This is a genomic window from Thermosporothrix sp. COM3 (genome assembly GCF_059696735.1).
In genome coordinates this window covers 4,011,762-4,030,331 of the sequence record NZ_AP019376.1, presented here as the reverse complement: position 1 = coordinate 4,030,331, position 18,570 = coordinate 4,011,762, and the positions used below count along the sequence as shown (strand labels likewise).

The window sequence follows — 18,570 nt, the reverse complement described above, 5'->3', positions numbered from 1 at the left end:
TTTAATCGTCTCCCCCCTTCTTTTCCCTGAAAAAGAGCGCTCCAAGTACGCCAAGCAGCAGCGCCCCAATGATTGACCAGAGCGAGGCCGGGATAACGTTATTGGCCGGGCGCTGTGGGTTTCGAGGCAGGTTATACACCTCGGGCTCTTCCAGAAGCAGGAAAAACGAGTTCAGGCCACCATCCAGAATCTGATCATCTACCCCATAGAGCCGTGCTTCTGGAACACCACGCTCATGCAAGATGCCGAGCCGTTCCCGTGCTTTTTGCTTGAGCTGCTCAACCTCACCGAAGGTGATCGAATCGGTCGGGCAGGCTTTGGCGCAGGCAGGCTCTAACCCGTCTTTCAGCCGATCATAGCATAGGGTGCACTTGTGGGCTGTATAGTCTCCGCTCTCGTCTCGGGCGATAACGCCGAAGGGGCAGGCAACTACACAATAGCCGCAACCGTTACAGATATCCTGCTGCACATAGACGGTATCATATTCGGTGCGAATAATTGCCCCGGTGGGGCAGGCCTCGTGACAGGGCGCGTTAGCACAGTGCTTACACACATCACTATGCATCAGCCAGCGCTCGCTATTGAAGAAGGGCAGAGCCGTTCCGGGCGGCGTCTCCGGGATGGTGCCGTTCTCTCTGGCCTCCGCAACGCGATCCTCGAACAGCGGCAGTACAGGAAGCGGTTTCCCTCTCCCATGATCGATACGTTCAACGAACTGCACATGCCGCCAGGTGCGGGCGCTGAGATGGCGCGTATTGTCGTAGCTGGAACCGCTCCAGACCGGTTCTGGAGCTGGAAGTTGGTTCCACTGGCGACAGGCTACCTCACAGGCCTTACAGCCAATACAGACGCTGGTATCGGTAAAGAAGCCCATTTTCGGTTGTGGCGGTGGTGGCTCCTCCTTGCCCAGAGGAGCCAGAACGTTGAGCAAGTTGAACCGTGTATCATGTTCTCGCAACATTATTTCCCTCCTTCGTGGAGGCGACCCGGACGGATGTTACAGGTGAATGCCTTTGCCTCTTCAATGCTCACATTGGGTTCCAGCACCATATGTGTCAGATCATTGGTGATTGAGCCGGTGCTTTTTCCCTGAAAGCCCCAATGGAACGGCAGACCAATTTGATGAATGGTTCGGCCTCGTACCTGAAGTGGGCGCATTCGCTGTGTCACGAGTGCTCGTGCCTCGATTTCGCCTCGTGCTGTACTGACGACAAGCCAGTCTCCATGCTTGATCTGGCGCTCGGCAGCCAGCTCCGGGCTGAGTTCGGCAAACAGTTCCGGCTGTAGCGCGTTCAGCCAGGGAAGCCAGCGCGTCATAGGGCCACTGACATGGTGCTCGGTCAGACGGTAGGTTGTGACCACAATCGGGAAGCGCTCATCACCAATCAAAGCCAGTGGGTTATCTTTCCGATTGCGGAAGTACTTCGCCGTCGGGTTGCTCTCTTGCTTGTACAGCGCGTTATGGACCGGTGATTCTGCCGCCTCGTAATGTGTTGGCAGCGGACCATCTTTCAGGCCGCGAGGCACAAAGAGCCAGCCGCGTCCGTCCGGTTTCATAATGAAGGGATCACTTCCCGCGATCGCATCCATACCGGTTGCGTCTGGTGCCGGGATATAATCCGGGCGCTTGTTGAGCGGGAAGTCAGGTATATCGTATCCCGTCCATTTTTGTTGTTGCTCGTCCCACCAGATGTACTTTTTCCGCTCGGACCAGGGCTTCCCTTCCGGGTCGGCGGAGGCGCGGTTATAGAGAATACGCCGGTTTGCGGGCCATGCGAAGCCCCATTGCAGGTTGGTCCGTCCGTCCGGGATGCGCGAGGCCGCGAGATTCTTGCCGGGCTCAGGATAGACGCCGCTATAGATCCAGGAGCCACATGCCGTACTCCCGTCATCTTTCAAGGCCGTGAAGCCCGGCACATGGGGCGCATTGTGCAGGTTGTAGACCTGTTTACGGTCCTCCGATTGATAGACGTAATAGCCATTGATCTCTTTCAGCACAAGCTCGGCGTCTGGCTCATCCAGAATGCGTGAACCGGGCTCTGGCTCAGTGCGCTCATAGTCCCAGGTCAATTCCTGAATCGGGCGATCTTTGGGATCGGTGCTTTCAGCGTAGAGCCGTTTTAACCGGAGCCCCAGGTGATAGATAAACCAGAGGTCCGAGCGGGCGTCGCCGGGTGGGTCAATCGCTTTATCGCGCCATTGTAGCAGGCGTTGCGTGTTGGTAAAGGAGCCTTCTTTCTCAGTGGAGGCCGCGGCTGGCATCAGGAAGACCTCGGTCTTGATCGTTTTGGGATCGACTGGTTCGGGGCCTTTGTACCAGAAGGCGGCCGATTCGACCTCATAGAGATCGCGCACAACCATCCAATCAAGCTGCTCCAGGGCTTTACGCTGCATCTGCGCGTTTGTGCTGCCCGCAGCCGGATTCTGACCGAGCAAGAAGTAGCCCTTTACTTTGCCGTCCAGCATGGCATAGCTGGTGACAAGGTGCGAGTGGTCTCCGGTAATCTTGGGAATCCAGTGATAGCCGAACTCGTCGTCGGTGTGAACCGCTTCGCCATACCAGGCTTTGAGCAGGCTCTTGATATAGGCCGGGAAGTGCGACCACCAGCCGGTTTTCAGGCCAGAGGTCTCTATATATTCCTCAAGCGACTGCTGTGAGGGAACCAGCGCGTGCTTGCCCTCCCAGTGGGTCACCGACTTATCCGCCTCGCGTGATGGGCGCTCTTCTATCAAGGCGCTTGGCTGTGGCATATAGCCTGCCAGCAGATCATAGAGCGTCGGCACATCGGTTGAGCCCTGAATGGAGGCATGACCACGTAGCGCCATCACGCCGCCGCCCGGTCGTCCGATATTGCCAAGCAGCAATTGCAGCATCGCAGCGCAGCGGATAATCTGCACGCCCTTTGATTGCTGTGTCCAGCCGACGGCATAGCAGAAGGCCGAGGTGCGTTCGCGTCCTGAGTTCTCAACCAGCGCTCGGACAACCTGCATCCACTGTTCACGAGAGACGCCGCAGACCTGCTCTACCATTTCTGGCGTGTAGCGAGCGTAATGCCGCCGCAGAATCTGGAAGACACAGCGCGGATGTTGCAAGGTTGGGTCGCGGCGCGGCTTCCCGTACTCGTCGCGCTCATAGTCCCAGCTACTCATATCGGCGTAAGTGCCCGTCTCCGGGTCGTAGCCGGAAAAGACGCCATTGAGATCTTCGGTATCCTGGAACTCCTCTCGAATCAGCATCGGTGCATTGGTATAGTGCACCACGTAATCATGGAAGTAGGCGTTGTGTTCAAGCAGATAGCGGATAATCGCGCCCAGGAAGACGATATCGCTTCCTGCCCGGGTCGGGATATAGAGATTCGCCAGGGCCGAGGTGCGCGAGTAATGCGGATCGATATGAATCACCTGTGCACCCCGCTCCTTCGCTTTGACTACGTTGGCAAAGGCGATAGGGTGCGCTTCCGCCATATTGCTCCCCATGATGATGATACAGTCACTGTTCACCAGATCCTGTGGAAATGTCGTAGCACCGCCACGACCATATGTAGTACCCAGACCGGGTACAGTTGAGCTGTGTCATATACGGGCCTGGTTCTCAATCGAGACCATTCCCAGGCCGCCCGAGAAGAGCTTTTTCATCAGATAGTTTTCTTCCACATCCAGAGTAGCACCACCAAGCGAGGCTATCCCCTGCGTGTGATTAACAATGCGTCCATCATCGAGGCGCTGGACAAATGTCTCATCCCGCGCCTTCTTGACGCGCTGCGCTATCTGCTCCATTGCCCATTCTAACGAGACCTCTTCCCAGTGATCGCTATAGGGCGCACGATAGAGAACTTTCGTCAGGCGGCTTGGGTTGACGGTATATTGAAATGTGGCCGAGCCTTTTGGGCAGAGGGTGCCATGATTGATCGGGCTATCAGGGTTGCCCTCGATATCAAGAACTTTGCCGTCCTTGACATAGACATTCAGGCTACAGCCGACGGCGCAGTAGGGGCACACGCTATGAACGACTCTGGCATCACGAATGCGTGGAGCCTTCTCAATGCTTTCGCGGCTAAAGGGCTGTGTGCGCGAACCGATCTGAAGCAGGTTCGTGAGCACACTGTGTACCGTCTTTGGTAGTGATGGTGTGCGTTCTTTCATAGCTCAATATCCCTTTATTGTCTGTTTCCTTTTTTTATGGCCTGGTGCAGGGAGGGGCGCGTGCAAACTATAAGCCTCGCTTGCGTAACCTGAGCGATATCAACCCCGCCACTGGCAAGCTGAAGAAAAAAGGTGTATAGCTTCTCGCTGCTTTGAATGTTGTTATTATAGCACTGCCGCCTGAGACTACGATGAAGCTCCAGCAGAAGGCGTGGCTTTTTCCCCCTCTCTCTGGATCAGAAGTCGAGCCAGCAGGGGCAACGCACAACTGATCAGCATCAGGGCGGCCAACAGGAAAAGCGTGGTCCTGTAGTCAATCGCGGCGATCAGCAAGGGGCCGATAATTCCTCCCGCACTCCATGCCGTGAGCATCACGCCATAGATGGTCCCCGAATTCCTGGCCCCGAAGAAGTCAGCGGCAAAAGCGGGCATGGTCCCGAAGCCACCTCCGTAGCAGAGGCCAATGATGGAGGCAGGTAGAAAGAGCAAGGCAAAGTTATCAATAAAGGGTGTCAGGGCAAAGGCAAAAATCTGAATGATGAACATAGCGAGAAACGCGCCTGGCCGCCCGATGAGGTCGGAGAGCCAGCCCCAGAAGAGTCGCCCGGCTCCGTTAAAGATAGAGATTGTGATCACCAGGATTGAGGCGATACCTGGTAGCACATGAGTAAACTTTTCGGCTAGAGGGGAGGCAACCGAGATCAGCGCGGCGCCTGCGGTGACGTTCAGGGCGAGGATCAGCCAGAGGAGGTACCAGCGTGGTGAGCGTAGCGCCTCGGCCAATGTATAGTCTCTGGTAGCGCTGCTGGCCTGCTGTTGTGGTGAAGGGGTCCAGCCCGGTGGTGCGTATCCTTCAGGGGCAGTCTGGTAGAACTGCGCGGCAAGCACGACGATCAGAAAATAGGCGATGCCCAGTATGCGGAAGGTGACGTTCAGACCATAACCGGGGAGCAACAGGTTTGCCGCGATTGGGCCGGTCAACGCTGCTCCCGCGCCAAAGCCCGCGACGGCCAGCCCGGTAATGAAGCCGCGCCGATCAGGGAACCACTTGATCAGCATTGCCAGCGCGACGATATAGCCCAGACCAAGCCCGATCCCGCCTATAATGCCGTACGTCAAATACAGAAGCGTGAGATTTGGCGAGACAAAGCCTGCCAGAAAGACCCCTAGTCCATAGAGCAGCCCCGAGGCAGTCGCGATGATGCGAGGACCAAAGCGGTTATTCAGATAGCCGCCAAAGCCTGCGGTAATGCCGAGAGCAAGCAGAACAATGCTGAAGGTCAGGTTTGCGGCTGGCTGGCTGACTCTGTAGACATTGATGACAGGTTTGAGGAAGACACTCCAGGAGTATACGGCCCCCAGAGCCAGTTGCATACAGAATGCAGCAATAGCAATAATCCAGCGGTTGGGAGTTTGAAACATGCGTTGCTCCTTTCGCGCATCTCTGCGCTGTACAGAAAAGAGAGGTAGCAGTTGCTCTACGATTAGATGAGTCGTGAACTCCCGAAAGTTGTAACCTGAGAGAGGCGCTTTTTGTCAACTATCAATCTCAACTTCGCTTTCAATTTGACGAATAGAGAAGTAGCGCCTCATGATTTCAGGTTGAAGGATCGTGGATGAGCGCTGTGAATAGTGATAAGTGTACGGAAAAAATGCAGAGAATTCAAGCGCATGCCATTCCTGCGGTGCTCGAGCGATAATAGGAGGTATTTCCTATAGTTTTACATGGTAAGAAGGGACAATCTGACCCGCTTTGGATAGTGGGCAAAGTGGCAATACAGGCCTGTATTTCCTCCTTTGAGGCAGGATATGCATGAGCTCACTCAGTGAATTCTCATCTTGCTAAGACGATTCTTATCATATATACTAGCCTCAAGTCTTCGCTTGAGACAAAGAGAAATAGAAAGAAATACGCTGAAATAGCATTTCAGGTTTTTAACAGTAACAACAGTACCACACGAATTACAGAAGGGTCTGTCAGCACTCCATGAATACGCCTCCAAAGAAGAATCAAGAAACAAGAAAGACGAATCCACAGGATTCGACACAAAAGACGACACGAAAAAAGAGTACCGTATTGCGCCTGGTCCTTGCGATTACCTGTATTGTGGTCGGGGTCGCGCTCCTGGCCTTTGCAGGGCTTCGTCTGGCCGGCATCTCCTTTGGCACGACTTCCGTTCAGGACAAGCCGATCAGCGACGTGATGACGATGGCGGAAAAGGGGCAACTGAAGTCGGTCTCGATTGCCGGTAATGAGATTACCGTGACCGCAAAGAATGGTCAGGAGTATCATTCGATCAAAGAGGATGGACAGGCTGTCACCGATACATTCCGCAAAAATGGCGTTTCTGTCAACATTGAGAACAATCAGAACACTCAATGGGTACAGGGCGTGGTAAATGTGGTGCTTCTCCTGCTGGTTGCAGGTTCTCTTTTCTTTATTATGCGGCGAGGTAGTATGGGTAGCCAGGCGGCTCCATTTGCTCGCTCAAAGGCGAAACGGTTTAACGAGTCGCGCCCTTCTATCTTGTTTAAGGATGTGGCAGGGGTTGATGAAGCGAAAATTGAGCTTCAGGAGATTGTAGAGTTCCTCAAGTACCCGGAGCGATTCCGGGAAATGGGCGCGCGAACGCCAAAGGGTGTGCTGCTGGTCGGTGCCCCCGGAACCGGTAAGACGTTGATCTCACGTGCTGTCGCCGGTGAGGCAGGCGTACCGTTCTATAGCGTGAGCGGCTCAGAATTCGTCGAGATGTTTGTGGGTGTAGGTGCTGCCCGCGTGCGTGACCTATTTAAAGAGGCTAAAGCCAATGCACCCTGTATCGTCTTTATTGACGAGATCGACGCCGTTGGTCGCCAGCGTACCAATTCCGGTACCGGTGGAAATGATGAGCGTGAGCAAACTCTGAACCAGTTGCTGGTAGAGATGGACGGCTTTGACAAGCATACCAGCGTGGTTGTGATCGCTGCTACGAACCGTCCTGATGTGCTTGACCCCGCACTGTTGCGCCCGGGCCGCTTTGATCGCCGCGTGATGCTGGATAAGCCGGACATTCGCGGACGCCATGCCATTCTGGAAGTGCATGCTAAAGACAAACCGCTTGCGAAAGATGTACAATTAGAAGAGTTAGCGCGGCAGACTGCCGGTTTCTCCGGCGCCGATCTTGCCAATCTGCTCAATGAAGCTGCACTGCTAGCAGCACGGGCCGGTGAGCGTACCATTCGGAAGACGCATCTTGAAGAGGCAATCCTGCGTGTGATGGCAGGGCCGGAGCGCAAGAGCCGCATGATTACCGAGGAAGAGAAGGCTATCATTGCCTATCACGAAGTCGGACACGCGATTGTGATGCGCTCAATGCCCGGCGCTGATCCGGTGCAGAAAGTCTCGGCCATCGCTCGTGGTATGGCGCTTGGTATCACTGTTCAAGCTCCCGCGGAAGATCGTTACCTGCTCCGCCGCTCTGAGTTGCTGGCGAAAATGGCCGGTGCAATGGGCGGACGTGCCGCGGAGGAAATCATCTTCGGCGATGTCACGACTGGAGCCAGTCAGGATATTGAGTATGTGACGAATGTCGCTCGCCGCATGGTCTGCGAGTTTGGTATGAGCCCGCTGGGGAAAGTCGCTTTGCGGGTTGAGCCGGATGGGTCAACGACCTTGAGCCCGGAAATGGCTGCAAAGATTGATGCCGAAGTCGCGAAACTGGTCGATCAGGCTTATGAGACTGCGCTATCTATTCTGCGAGAACGTAAGGATAAGTTAGTTGAGATCTCAGAGCATCTTATCAGGGTTGAGACCATTGATGGCTCTGAGCTAGATGCGATGTTGTTTGCAGCATGACCAGAACATTTATTGCGCTTGAAATGAATGAGGCACAGCAGCGCCACCTCTCGAAAGTGATCGGGCAGGTGGCGCAAGCCTTGCCCGGCATCCGTTGGGTTGACCCTGCTGGTATTCATCTGACACTGGCCTTTCTTGGCGAGTTGAGCGATGAACAGCTTGCCGAGGCGATCAGTGCCGCCGAAAAAGCGGCCAGTCTGGTAACTCCGTTCTCCTATCGTCTCTCACGTCTTGGCTCCTTTGGGTCACAGCGACAGCCTCGTGTCGTCTGGATGGGTGTTGATGAGCCCTCGGGAACCCTGCTTCACCTGCACCGCGTCCTCAGCCGGGAATTGGAACAGCGTGGCTTTGAGATCGATAAAAGGCCGTTTTCCCCTCACCTGACCCTGGCTCGAATTAAGAGCCCGCTTGCTCCAACTGAACTTCAGGCGTTGCAAACAGTGCTAACAGGCAAACAGCAGGGACTTGTTTCTACAGAATCCTATCCTGTCACTCAGATCAATGTGATGAAGAGTGAGCTGTTTCGGAGTGGGGCAAAGTATACCTGCCTGAAAGAGTGTGTGCTAAAGACAGAACTTTGAAAAATACCCTTCTGCGGAGAGGAAAACCCCTCTCCGCTTTTTTTTATTGCTGCGATGATCGACATTCCTGTTCGATTATAACTGTATCTTTGGTAGGATGGACGGCTGTCTCTTTTCCACTCTTGCGTTTCCACTGTATATGGAGCGCTCCCCCGATACCTGTGCTCATAATCAACAGGGCACAGAGGACAATGCCGATAGGAACACTGACATATTGATACAGGGAGGCCGCGATGAGACCGCCAAGCGCCATCGCACTCATCGAAATCGTGCTGTAGGCGCTATAGACTTTACCAATATGGTGCGGCGGGATCTCCGTCTGAATAATCAGCATCAATGGAATATCATCCAGCGGGCCGCCAAGCGCCGCGCAGGCCGAGCCAAGCAACGCGATTGGCAATGAGGGAGCACAAACCATCAGCAGAAAGCCCAGACCCACAATCACGCGTCCAAGCATTATAGCGGCAAGCGGTCGGCGTAACTTGATGCTTCCCATCACAAAGTTGCTGATAACGTTGCCAACTCCATACGCGCCGACAATCAGGCCATAGGCACCCGGACCACTGTTCAGATAACGCTCGGCATAGAGCGGAATACCTGCGGTAAAAGCGATGGTCCAGGTTACAGCGATCACAAAAACGGCAGCAAAAATGCCGGGAAGGTACGGGTGCCGCCGAATCTGCTGGAAACCATCTTTCAGGTCGGTCAGAATACCGACAACTCCGTCATGACGCCGCTTGCTGGTGTGCTCAGAAGGGGAGAGGTGGCGCCCAATCAGAAAAATCGCACCTGCGGATATCAGGAAACTGACCGCGTCCAGGGTGAAGAAGTGTTGAAGCGGCAGGACAACCAGCAAGGGGCCTGCCAGACTTGGACCAAGCGCCCGCGCCAGACGGCGGGTGACATCCATCAACCCGTTCGCAGCCTGCAATGTGCGGGTGTCCTGTGCGAGCGTCGGGAGGCTGGCCTGAAGAGCCGGGTCAAAGAGCGAACCCAGGCTGCCAACGAGCAGCGCCACAACCAGCATATGCCAGAGCTGCAACTGACCGAAGAAGGCCAGCACAGGTAAGCTGCCGACCACACATGCACGTAGAATATCGACGGTCAACATGATGGTGCGACGATTCCAGCGGTCGGCATAGACTCCGCCAAGCAGGCCGAAGGCCAGCGCGGCCCCCGATTCTACGGCGCTCACCATGACCCCTGTGCTTCCGGCAATGCGAATCGCGAACCACATGACGGCAATCGCGTAAAAGAAATCTCCGATTGAGGAGAGAACCTGACTGCTCCAGAGCAAGGCAAGTTGCGGATAGCGTAAAACCTTTAAGAATTGCATCTTTTCCTCACTGGATAATTTGTTCTTTCTAGAGCATACTCACTATGGTAGGATGAGACAAGTATGTATTGCCTATACTTTCTATCGAATATTTCTATAGGGGCAAGCGTATGGATTTGGAGCAGTTATTCACCTTTGAACGAGTGGTGCGTGAGGGCAGTTTCAGTAAAGCTGCACGCTCGCTGAATATCAGTCAGCCCACTATCAGCGCCCGCATCCAGGCACTGGAAAACGAGCTCGGGGGCACACTCTTTACGCGTGGGGGACGCGTGGTCACATTGACGGAAAGAGGGGAGAGCTTTTTACCATATGCGCGCAGGGCTATGTCTGTGCTGCGAGAGGGAATAGAGGCGGCACAGTTTACCGGCCAGAGTGGAAGCGTGATGTTGGCGGCCATGCAATCGCTCTCAGGGAGCTTTCTCGCCAGTACCATTGAGCGCTTTTATGCTACTCATCAACGTGTGCACTGTTTTCTTCATGTCGCTCATAGCGCCGAAATCATTGCCATGCTGACGGATGGGCTTGTGAAGCTGGGCTTAATCAGCTACCCCTTTCTGGCACCGCATATCAAGCAGTTGCTGCGGTTCAGTGAGCCCTTGCACCTGATGGTCGGAGAGGCTCATCCGCTTGCCCGGCTGCCTGAAGTGACGCTGGAGGATGTGCGCCATCTGAGCAACCCGCTTTTAAGCGTACGTTGGGGACCATCCGTTGACTCCTATGCGGAGCAGCTTGGCCTGTTGCCGCAGCCCGGCCTTGACCTGCCCTTCAATACCATCCGGCATCTGCTTTTACGCGGTATGGGAGCTGCCTTTCTTACCCGGATGACGGTCGCGGAAGATCTGGACAGCGGGCGCATTGTGCAGGTGGAGGTGAAGGACCTTCCGCCGCTCTATCGGGAGAGTGCGCTTGTCTGTTTGCGTGGAAGTACGTTGTCACCGGCGGTGCGGGATTTTGTGCAGGTTATGAAGGATGTGGCAGCCAGTATGCCCGGCATTACCCGGCTTGTGATTGAAGAAAAGAGGTAAAAAGCGCAAGCGCAAATGATATAGCGTTGCGATATGTGTATAATGTACATAGGAAATGAACTTTCGATGGTTACTTTTTCCATGATTGTGTTCTGATGGTAATACCGGGGTTGACAAACATTTGGCTACTGGTGTATCCTCGTGAACAAGAAAGCTATGGCTGTCCGCGATGGCGATGGCGCCAGGGTGTCGGACAGTGTGAAGAAAAAAGCAGACAGATTGCACAGCAGAAAACGCAAGAATTGATTTCATAATAAGGAGTGACACGCGATGGCAATGACATACACAGCGCAAGGACAGGCGGCAATGAACGCCGCAATGGGCCGCGCTCGCAGTATGTCCTGTCGGATGCCCGCGGCTCGTCACTCAGCTATGCCTGCGCAGAAGAATGAACGCGCTTTCACGGCAGCAAATGGAATGATTGGAACCGGCGTCTTAACGTCGGTTTCTTTGTTTGTTGTGTCCGTGCTTCCTGGCGTAACCCTTTTTAGCCTTGTGGTACTTACCCTTGTACTCCTCGGCCTTGTAGTAGTCCTCCTTATAGGCGGCCTTCTTATTAGCTGCCTTACCGGACTTACAGGGCTTGCGGGTCTGGTAGGGCTTATTGAGAAGCTAGCCACACGTAGTGCAAAGGGAGATTAACGGGAGCAACGGTGCAACCCAATCCAAAGAAGGTAACCTGACGAGGGCCTCCCTGGCTAGGGAGGCCCTTTTATTATGTCGTTTGAGTAGAGTCTGAAGAGTCTTTGGAGGAATTATGGCAATCGCTACTAATATCATCAGGCAGACGGAACGTCCAGACCTGTACAACGAGGCGCGAGAATTACCCGGCAGTCATATCATCTGCGAAGCCCTGCTCCGTGAAGGCGTAGAGTTTGTCTGGGGATATCCCGGCGGAGCGATCATGCCGTTTTACGACTCTATAACCTCGTATCCCTCTATTCACCACGTGCTGGTGCGCCATGAGCAAGCTGCCTCGCATGCCGCTGATGGCTATGCTCGCATCACTGGCAAGGTTGGTGTGTGTACCGCTACCAGTGGTCCCGGTGCCACCAATCTGGTGACAGGTCTGGCAACTGCCTATATGGACTCGGTTCCGGTTGTGGCTATCACCGGTCAGGTTGGTCGTCCCCTGCTCGGACGCGATGCCTTCCAGGAGACCGATATTCTCGGAATTACACTGCCCGTTACCAAGCACTCGATTCTGGTGCGGAGCATTGAAGAGATTGCTCCGGCCATCCATGAGGCTTTCAGGATCGCGCAGAGTGGGCGCCCTGGCCCGGTTGTGGTCGACATCCCGAAGGATGTGCAACAGCAAAAGGGCTGGTATGATCCCTCCCGGTACGAGTCCGCATATGATTACTTCCGCAAGGAGGAGAGCCGCCACGAAAAGCCTGAGGGCACACTGATCGAGCAGGCCGCGAAATTAATCAGCCAGGCGCGGAAGCCGCTGATAATGGCTGGTCATGGCATCATCCTATCAAACGCCTATGCCGAGCTCAAAGCATTTGCAGAAAAGACGGGTATCCCGGTTATCGCAACACTGCTCGGTCTGAGCGCATTCCCTGACTCGCACCCGCTCTTCCTGGGCATGCCCGGCATGCATGGCCCTGCTCATGTGAACCGTGCAATTGGTGAGGCTGATCTAATTGTCGGCGTGGGTCTGCGCTTCGACGATCGTGTGACCGGCAAGGTAGATGAGTTCGCACCGAAAGCCGCACTGATCCATATTGATATTGACCCGTCTGAGGTCAGCAAGGTCAAAGTGGCAAACGTTCCGCTGGTGGCTGATGCAAAGGTTGCTCTGGCGGCCCTAAATGAGGCCGTGAAGCCCGGCGATCACTCTTCCTGGCTCCAGGAGATCCGCGACTGGCAGGCGCAGGATGAGGGGCGGGCCGCTGCCCTCAAGCGTGATGAGACGCTTCCCAGTCCGATGGGTATTCTACACGCGATCAACGAAGTGACCGAGGGGAAGGCGATTGTTGTTTCGGACGTCGGTCAGCACCAGATGTGGACGGCTCGTTTCTATCCCTGGTCGCGCGCCAACAGCCAGATTACCTCGGGTGGTCTGGGGACAATGGGCTTTGCACTTCCGGCTGCAATGGGAGTGAAGATGGGCGCTCCTGAGGCTCCAGTCTGGGTTGTCGCTGGTGATGGTGGCATTCAGATGAATATCCAGGAAATGGCGACGCTGATGCAGGAGGGCGTCGAGATTAAGATTGCGATCATGAATAACGGCTATCTCGGCATGGTGCGCCAGTGGCAGCAGTTCTTCCATTCGCGCAACTACTCTGAAACGCCGATCACCGGACCAGACTATGTTAAGCTGGCCGAAGCCTATGGCGCAACCGGCATGCGTGTCACACGTGGTGAGGATGTGATCAGTGCGATCAAACGGGCGATGGAGACCCCGGGACCCGTGATTGTCGATTTTGTGATTGAGGCGGAAGCGTGTGTGTACCCGATGGTTGCACCCGGTTCACCCATTACGACCATGATCGAAGAGCAGGCGGAGGAGAACGAGTAATGAAGGACACATCTGTGATGGAACGTGCCGGGCATTCCGTGATTAACCCGGATGCCGCGCAAACCTATACCCTGATGACCGTTGCCGGGGATCGTCCCGGCACGGTGGACCGCATCATCAACATTCTGCGTCGTCGCCGCGCCAATATGCAGACTATGACCATTGCTCGCGACGCTCAGGCAGATCAGATTCGGGTGACGATAACGGTGAACGATACCGAGGTAGGCAAAGCCTATTTGATCGAGCAATTGCGCAAGATTGTCGACGTGCAGAGCGTCGAAGAGATCAGCGCCACGCAGGCGGTAAGTCGTGAACTTGCACTGGTAAACGTCGCCTCTACGGCGGAAACAACTCGCGATATCCTTGAGGTGGGCAATCTCTTCGGGGCTCACACGGTTGATATCACACCCGACTCGATTGTACTGGAAATCACGGGTAGCAGCGATAAGGTGTCTGCCTGTATTGAGCAACTCCAGCCCTTTGGTATTCGTGAGATCGCGCGCTCGGGTCAGGTGACACTGGCTCGGGAGAGCGAGGCCGAATAAGCACAATTCGAGACATAACAAAACTAGCATCAATATCGTGAAAAAGGAGATAGAGAAACAGAATGCCTACATTCTATTATGACTCAGATGCGAACCTGGATTTTCTCGCTGAAAAGACGGTGGCAGTGATTGGTTATGGCAGTCAGGGTCATGCTCATGCACTGAACATGCGCGATAGCGGCTGCAAGGTCATCATTGGCCTGCCCGCCTCAAGCAAGAGCCGCCAGAAGGCCGAGGCTGATGGCCTGACTGTAAAAACTCCGGCTGAGGCAGCGCAGGAGGCCGACGTGATCATGCTCCTGATCCCCGATCAGCATCACAAGGACGTATTTGAGCATGACATTCGCCCCGCGTTGAAGCCCGGCAAGCTGCTGCTGACCGCGCACGGCTTCAGCATTCACTTCGGCCAGATTACACCGCCAGAAGATGTTGACGTGGCGATGGTTGCTCCGAAGGGCCCTGGTCATATTTTGCGCCGCGTCTATACCGAGGGTGGCGGCATCCCTGGTCTGATCGCTATTCATCAGGATGCAACCGGACAGGCAGAAGCGGTCGCGCTGGCCTATGCACGCGCTATCGGCTGTACCCGTGCCGGTGTTCTGCGCACCACCTTTGAGGAGGAGACCGAGACTGATCTGTTCGGTGAGCAGGCGGTGCTCTGTGGCGGTGTCTCCGAGCTGGTCAAAGCTGGTTTTGAGACGCTGGTTGAGGCAGGCTATCAGCCAGAAGCCGCATTCTTCGAGTGCATGCATGAGCTCAAGCTGATTGTTGACCTCATCTATCAGGGCGGCCTGAACTACATGCGCTACTCCATCAGCGATACCGCCGAGTATGGTGACTATGTTTCCGGTCGCCGCATCATCACGCCGGAAGTTCGCGAGTCCATGCGCGCTATCCTGCGTGACATTCAGGATGGCACCTTTGCGAAACAGTGGATTCTGGAAAATCAGGCCGGTCGCCCTGCCTTCATGGCTCGCCGCCGTCGCGAGCAGAGTCATCAGATCGAGCAGGTTGGCACTGAGCTGCGCGCTATGATGGGCTGGCTGAACCCGGTCAAAGTCGAGGGTACAAAAGTAGAGTCTATCGGCGAGCAATAATACACGGTTTGAGGGGGAACTTCCCCCTCACCATCTGGCACCAAAAGGAGAGAAACGATCATGGGAAACCCTGCTATGGTGAAGATCTTCGATACGACGTTGCGCGATGGTGAACAATCGCCCGGGGCGACGATGACCCTGGCTGAAAAGCTGCTGGTTGCTGAGCGCCTGGCAGACCTTCGTGTTGATATTCTTGAAGCTGGTTTCCCTGCTGCGTCCCTTGCTGATTTCGCTGCGGTCAAAGAGATCGCCAGGAGGATGCAGGGAAAGGGTGTTGCGGTTGCGGCTCTGGCCCGTGCCAATGCCAATGATATTGAACTGGCCTGGGAGGCGTTGCGTGATGCTGAGCAGCCAGTAATTCATATTTTCATGGCAACGTCTGATCAGTTTCAGCAGCGCCATCTGTCGCTTTGCCGCGAGGAGGCGCTACAGCGTGTCCGGGCGATGATCGCTTATGCACGGCGGCTCTGTCCAACAGTCGAGTTCTCGGCTGAAGATGCGACGCGTACCGAGCGTGAGTATCTGTATCGCGTGCTCGAAACCGCCATCAGACAGGGTGCAACCACGATAAACCTTCCTGATACGGTCGGCTATTCCTCTCCTGAAGAATATGGGGCGCTTTTCCGTCAGGTGTGCAAGCACGTGCCGGGCATTGAGGCGGTGACGCTGAGCGCACACTGTCACGATGATCTGGGGCTGGCGACAGCAAATGCGCTGGCCGCGATTCGAGCCGGAGCGCGACAGGTTGAGGTGACAATCAACGGCATTGGTGAACGAGCCGGTAATACAGCGCTAGAAGAAGTGGTGATGGCGTTGCGCACGCGCGCTGATGCCTTCGGCGTTGATACGCGGATTCGGACCGAGCATCTGGTCTCGGCGAGTCAGCTTGTAAGTCGGCTGACGGGCTTGCCTGTCCAGCCAAACAAGGCGATTGTTGGTGCGAACGCGTTTGCTCCCGATGTGACGTTTATGACGCCGCAATCTGTGGGCCGCGCAGAGGTCAATGGCGTGCTCTGCAAGCAGGCGGGACGCTATGGGCTGGATGCGCATCTGCGCCAGCTTGGCTACAGACTCTCAGCGGAACAGTTGAAGCGGGTCTATCGGCGCTTTGTGTCGCTGGCCGACGAAAAGAAGATTGTGACGGACGACGATTTGATTTACATGGTTGAATGTAGCCGTGAAACGCCTGTGGCGATCTGAGCGCTTCCTATCATTTCGGAAGATGACAGTCCAGGATGGTTTTCTAGTAGTGTAGGGATGCTGGCGCGGCGCAATGTCGCGCCCGTCAGCTTTTATGATATAACAGAGAAGGGAGGTTCTATGTCGTTTGCAGATGTCTCACCTGAAGAGCAGAAAGAGCGAGGGGTCCCGACACTTCAGGACGAGGGTTTTGCTTATTTCGAGGGAAAGATTGTTCCGATGAGTGAGGCAAAGGTCAGCATTGCGACCCATGCGCTCCAATACGGGACCGGCTGCTTTGAGGGCATTCGGGGCTATTATAATGAGAAGCATGGACGGCTCTATATCCTGCTCATGCGCGAGCATTATGAGCGAATGGCCGATTCAATGCGCCTGCTTCGCATGGATATCAAGGAAACCGTTGACGATTTGTGCCGTATCACTGTTGATCTGGTGCGACGTCATGGCTACCATCAGGATGTCTACATTCGACCGTTCGCCTATAAGTCGGAATGTACGATCCGGGTGGGTTTGAGCGGGATCAAGGATGGTCTGGCTATTTATGCCTTCCCTATGGGGAACTATGTTGATATCAGCGATGGCCTGAGCGTCTGTACCTCCTCCTGGCGCCGTGCGAACAGTAACGCTATGCCGGTGCGTGCCAAAGTCACCGGCGTGTATGTAAACAGCGCTCTCGCGGTTAGCGACGCCAAAGAGGCGGGTTTTGACGAGGCTATTATGCTGACGCATGATGGCTATATCTCGGAGGCCAGTTCCTGCAACATCTTTGTGCTGCGTGGAGGCAAGCTTGCAACGCCCGCCGTTTCAGAAGATATCCTTGAGGGGATCACGCGAAACGCCTTGATTGAGCTGATTCAGAACGAGTTTCAGATACCCATTGAACAGCGGCGGATCGATCGTACCGAGCTTTATGCGGCGGACGAGATCTTCACCTGTGGGACCGGCGTTCAGGTTTCTCCGGTGACGCATGTGGATCACCGCCCGATTGGCACTGGACGCCCTGGAACGTTTACAATGGAACTGCAACAGGCGTATCTTGCGGCTTGCCGTGGCGAGAATGAGCGCTATATCCACTGGGTGACACCTGTATAGCATGTGTCCAGGGAAGAAAAGACTCATTTTCGGAGGATAGACTGTTTCTGTTACCTTTGTACTTGCTTGAATGCTATTCTTGAAAAACATGATAGAATGATGCCAAACCAGAGAAAGGATGGAGTATGCATCGTACATCAGAAAGGCAGGTAGCCGCCGATGGCACTGGTATTACCTGCTTCAATCACAGTCTTAACGCCCGCAACGTCGGCTAATCTGGGTCCTGGCTTTGATAGTCTGGGACTTGCTTTGCAGCTTTATAACCGTTTTACCGTGGAAGAAGTGGACGGCGATCCTCTCCGACCACAGATAGAGATACAGGGCTCATTAGGAGCACAGTTATCGACGGAGCCGGATAACCTCTTTTTCAAAGCCTTTGCACTGCTCTTTGAGCGTCAGGGAGTTCCCTTACCAGCGATCAAGATTCGCATGGAGATTCGGATCCCACCTGGCTGCGGTCTGGGAAGTAGCGCGACTGCGGCTGTTGGGGGTCTGGTCGCTGCGAATGAATGGTTGCGTCGCCAGAACAGGGCGTTACCTAAAGAAGAGTTGCTGGAACTGGCCGTTGCCGTGGAGGCCGGGAATCATCCAGATAATGTGGCCCCGGCGCTACTTGGGGGCTTGGTCGCAACAACCAGCGTCGGCGGAAACATCAGGGCCATTAAAACGCCATTCCCTGGTGATCTCAAGGCGGTCATCTTTACTCCTTCGTTTTCAATGGATACGGTCGCGGGGCGCAAGCTGCTCCCGTCCAGTTATCCAAAAGCAGATGTGACGTTTAATACGGGTCGCGTGGCGTTGTTGCTGACAGCACTCCAAACAGGACAGTATGATTTGATCGGGGAGGCGATGCAGGACCGTTTGCATCAGCCCTATCGTCAGGCGCTTTTCCCTGCAATGAATAATATCATTCAGGCTGCTGTCGAGGCCGGAGCCTATGGAGCCTGTCTTTCTGGTGGGGGGTCATCTCTGATTGCACTGGCGAGTTCTCGTTTCCAGGCCATTTTGCGCGCAATGGAAGAGACAGCGCGCGCGGCTGGCATCGAAGGAACTGGCCTTATTCTACGTGCCGATCAGACCGGGGCACGCGTGCTGCAAGGAACGCGGGCTCGTTCACGAAAGGATGTCAGAGCACGTTATGGTAATCAATTCTGCTGGTCACCAGCCAGGCCAGGAAGCAGGTGAGAGG

General features: G+C 55.0%; 14 protein-coding genes. 10 read left to right on the top strand and 4 right to left on the bottom strand.

Annotation, left to right across the window (positions count from 1 at the left end):
* Position 1: 1 nt before the first annotated feature.
* The 3 genes from KTH_RS17085 to KTH_RS17075 all read right to left on the bottom strand — a co-directional run bounded on the left by KTH_RS17085 (position 2) and on the right by KTH_RS17075 (position 5,565).
* On the bottom strand, positions 2–961 hold the full coding sequence (locus KTH_RS17085; RefSeq protein ID WP_111318289.1) for a 4Fe-4S dicluster domain-containing protein: 960 nt from the start codon (positions 959–961) through the stop codon (positions 2–4).
* On the bottom strand, positions 961–4,143 hold the full coding sequence (gene fdnG / locus KTH_RS17080) for a formate dehydrogenase-N subunit alpha (RefSeq protein ID WP_170142286.1): 3,183 nt from the start codon (positions 4,141–4,143) through the stop codon (positions 961–963). Before fdnG ends, KTH_RS17085 begins: the two co-directional genes overlap by 1 nt.
* A gap of 186 nt (positions 4,144–4,329) precedes the next feature.
* Positions 4,330–5,565: an L-lactate MFS transporter gene (locus KTH_RS17075; RefSeq protein WP_497620169.1), complete on the bottom strand. Its 1,236-nt coding sequence runs from the start codon at positions 5,563–5,565 to the stop codon at positions 4,330–4,332.
* 565 nt (positions 5,566–6,130) lie between these two features.
* On the opposite strand from KTH_RS17075, the gene ftsH reads away from it, so the two are divergent.
* Positions 6,131–7,978 (top strand): ATP-dependent zinc metalloprotease FtsH, encoded by a 1,848-nt coding sequence (ftsH, locus tag KTH_RS17070; RefSeq protein ID WP_111318281.1) that lies wholly within the window; start codon positions 6,131–6,133, stop codon positions 7,976–7,978.
* Complete coding sequence (gene thpR / locus KTH_RS17065; protein WP_111318279.1) at positions 7,975–8,559, top strand: RNA 2',3'-cyclic phosphodiesterase; 585 nt, start codon at positions 7,975–7,977, stop codon at positions 8,557–8,559. Before ftsH ends, thpR begins: the two co-directional genes overlap by 4 nt.
* A 43-nt stretch (positions 8,560–8,602) precedes the next feature.
* On the opposite strand, the gene KTH_RS17060 is transcribed toward thpR, so the two are convergent.
* Positions 8,603–9,895 carry an MFS transporter gene (locus KTH_RS17060; protein WP_111318277.1) on the bottom strand — a complete coding sequence of 431 codons (1,293 nt, stop codon included), beginning with the start codon at positions 9,893–9,895 and terminating at the stop codon, positions 8,603–8,605.
* 110 nt (positions 9,896–10,005) lie between these two features.
* Between KTH_RS17060 and KTH_RS17055 the strand changes: the two genes are divergently transcribed.
* The 8 genes from KTH_RS17055 (at position 10,006) to thrB (ending at position 18,566) form a co-directional block, all read left to right on the top strand.
* The gene (locus tag KTH_RS17055) at positions 10,006–10,920 is read left to right on the top strand and encodes a LysR family transcriptional regulator (RefSeq protein WP_497620166.1); all 915 of its coding nucleotides are present in this window, start codon (positions 10,006–10,008) and stop codon (positions 10,918–10,920) included.
* 270 nt (positions 10,921–11,190) lie between these two features.
* Positions 11,191–11,562 (top strand): hypothetical protein, encoded by a 372-nt coding sequence (locus KTH_RS17050; RefSeq protein ID WP_497620165.1) that lies wholly within the window; start codon positions 11,191–11,193, stop codon positions 11,560–11,562.
* A 115-nt stretch (positions 11,563–11,677) separates the two neighbouring features.
* On the top strand, positions 11,678–13,447 hold the full coding sequence (gene ilvB / locus KTH_RS17045; RefSeq protein WP_497620163.1) for a biosynthetic-type acetolactate synthase large subunit: 1,770 nt from the start codon (positions 11,678–11,680) through the stop codon (positions 13,445–13,447).
* Positions 13,447–13,992, top strand: coding sequence for an acetolactate synthase small subunit (ilvN, locus tag KTH_RS17040; protein ID WP_497620161.1), 546 nt, complete (start codon positions 13,447–13,449; stop codon positions 13,990–13,992). The genes ilvB and ilvN overlap by 1 nt, the downstream gene beginning before the upstream one ends.
* A 62-nt stretch (positions 13,993–14,054) precedes the next feature.
* On the top strand, positions 14,055–15,089 hold the full coding sequence (ilvC, locus tag KTH_RS17035; RefSeq protein ID WP_497620159.1) for a ketol-acid reductoisomerase: 1,035 nt from the start codon (positions 14,055–14,057) through the stop codon (positions 15,087–15,089).
* Between the two features lie 60 nt (positions 15,090–15,149).
* Positions 15,150–16,289: a 2-isopropylmalate synthase gene (locus KTH_RS17030; protein ID WP_497620157.1), complete on the top strand. Its 1,140-nt coding sequence runs from the start codon at positions 15,150–15,152 to the stop codon at positions 16,287–16,289.
* 120 nt (positions 16,290–16,409) lie between these two features.
* Positions 16,410–17,381 (top strand): branched-chain amino acid transaminase, encoded by a 972-nt coding sequence (locus tag KTH_RS17025; protein ID WP_111319535.1) that lies wholly within the window; start codon positions 16,410–16,412, stop codon positions 17,379–17,381.
* Positions 17,382–17,540: 159 nt separating this feature from the next.
* Positions 17,541–18,566 carry a homoserine kinase gene (gene thrB, locus KTH_RS17020; RefSeq protein WP_497620155.1) on the top strand — a complete coding sequence of 342 codons (1,026 nt, stop codon included), beginning with the start codon at positions 17,541–17,543 and terminating at the stop codon, positions 18,564–18,566.
* Positions 18,567–18,570 lie beyond the last annotated feature (4 nt).

Excerpts from the sequence above, each read along its gene's own strand:
- KTH_RS17085 (WP_111318289.1), bottom strand. The coding sequence starts at position 961 with ATGTTGCGAGAACATGATACACGGTTCAACTTGCTCAACGTTCTGGCT.
- KTH_RS17075 (WP_497620169.1), bottom strand. The coding sequence starts at position 5,565 with ATGTTTCAAACTCCCAACCGCTGGATTATTGCTATTGCTGCATTCTGT.
- ftsH (WP_111318281.1), top strand. The coding sequence starts at position 6,131 with ATGAATACGCCTCCAAAGAAGAATCAAGAAACAAGAAAGACGAATCCA.
- thpR (WP_111318279.1), top strand. The coding sequence starts at position 7,975 with ATGACCAGAACATTTATTGCGCTTGAAATGAATGAGGCACAGCAGCGC.
- KTH_RS17060 (WP_111318277.1), bottom strand. The coding sequence starts at position 9,895 with ATGCAATTCTTAAAGGTTTTACGCTATCCGCAACTTGCCTTGCTCTGG.
- KTH_RS17055 (WP_497620166.1), top strand. The coding sequence starts at position 10,006 with ATGGATTTGGAGCAGTTATTCACCTTTGAACGAGTGGTGCGTGAGGGC.
- KTH_RS17050 (WP_497620165.1), top strand. The coding sequence starts at position 11,191 with ATGGCAATGACATACACAGCGCAAGGACAGGCGGCAATGAACGCCGCA.
- ilvB (WP_497620163.1), top strand. The coding sequence starts at position 11,678 with ATGGCAATCGCTACTAATATCATCAGGCAGACGGAACGTCCAGACCTG.
- ilvN (WP_497620161.1), top strand. The coding sequence starts at position 13,447 with ATGAAGGACACATCTGTGATGGAACGTGCCGGGCATTCCGTGATTAAC.
- ilvC (WP_497620159.1), top strand. The coding sequence starts at position 14,055 with ATGCCTACATTCTATTATGACTCAGATGCGAACCTGGATTTTCTCGCT.
- KTH_RS17030 (WP_497620157.1), top strand. The coding sequence starts at position 15,150 with ATGGGAAACCCTGCTATGGTGAAGATCTTCGATACGACGTTGCGCGAT.
- KTH_RS17025 (WP_111319535.1), top strand. The coding sequence starts at position 16,410 with ATGTCGTTTGCAGATGTCTCACCTGAAGAGCAGAAAGAGCGAGGGGTC.
- thrB (WP_497620155.1), top strand. The coding sequence starts at position 17,541 with ATGGCACTGGTATTACCTGCTTCAATCACAGTCTTAACGCCCGCAACG.